We start from the raw sequence: 1,084 nt of genomic DNA on the forward strand, positions 1-1,084 counted from the left end.
GACTTGTCACCGAGGAGGAACTCCATGTGCCGGTACATCGCCGACTGGAAGCCCGACGCCCGGCCGAACGCGGCCCGGAAGCCGTTGAACTGGGCGGGGGTCAGGGCGGCGATGGGCGCCCAGGCGCCGCCCAGGGCGGTCAGCGCGCGGCGGCTGCGCATCAGCGCGTCCAGGGCGGCGGGCAGGTCGTCCTTGGCGAAGGCGACCTTGGCCGTGCGCCATTCGTGCACGACGAGGGTGAACCAGAGTTCCATCACCTGGGTGGTGACGAGGAAGCCCATCTCGTCCGGGGCCTCGGTGAGCGGGTGCTGCAGTGTGTTGAGGACGGACGCGTGCACGTACGTGTCGTAGGGGCTGGCGCCCTCGAAGGGGCGGGTCAGGGTGTCGTCCGTGGCCGGCCCGTCGAGGGTGGTCGTGCGGTCGTTCATCACATCTCCTAGAGGTGCGGACGGGTCACACACCGAGGTGGGCGCCGCCGGAGGCGTCGATCCACTGGCCGGTCACCCAGCGGGCGTCGTCGCTCGCCACGAAGGAGACGACGTCCGCGATGTCCACCGGGGCGCCGAGCCGGCCGAACGTGGAGGCCTCGGAGTAGCGGCGGCGGATCTCCGGTCCGGCGAGGGTGGGGTTGATCTCCGTCTCGGTGTAGCCGGGCGCTACGGCGTTGACGGTGATGCCTCGGGGACCGAGTTCCTGGGCCAGGGAGAGGGTGAGGTAGTCCAGGGCGGCCTTGGTCATGGTGTAGGAGACGATCGGCGGGAAGGCGACGCGGGTCGCGACGGACGAGATGTTGATGATCCTGCCGCCGTCCCGGAGGCGGTCCAGTCCGCGCTGGATGATGAAGAAGGGCGCCTTGGTGTTGACGGCGAAGACGCGGTCGTAGTCGGCTTCGGTCACCTGGGCGATGGGGCGGGGGACGGTGATGCCCGCGTTGTTGACGAGGATGTCCAGGCCGGCCGGGGCGTCCTGCTCCGCCAGGGCCTCGTCGAAGGCGGCCCAGAGGGCGTCGGCGTCGCCGGGGACGCCGAGTTCGGCGGGTACGGGGAACGCGCGGCCGCCGTCGGCCTGGATCTCCTTGACGGTC

At 70.8% G+C, this 1,084-nt stretch carries 2 protein-coding genes; both read right to left on the minus strand.

The features are described from left to right. Nucleotides 1-428: tryptophan 2,3-dioxygenase family protein (locus LPA54_RS32815; protein WP_228984402.1), on the minus strand; the 428-nt coding region annotated here is incomplete at its 3' end. 25 nt (nt 429-453) lie between these two features. Then, on the minus strand, nt 454-1,084 hold a 631-nt coding region (locus LPA54_RS32820; protein WP_228984403.1), incomplete at its 5' end, for an SDR family oxidoreductase.

It is taken from the genome of Streptomyces sp. DH12 (assembly GCF_020873895.1).
Classification (GTDB): Bacteria; Actinomycetota; Actinomycetes; order Streptomycetales; family Streptomycetaceae; genus Streptomyces.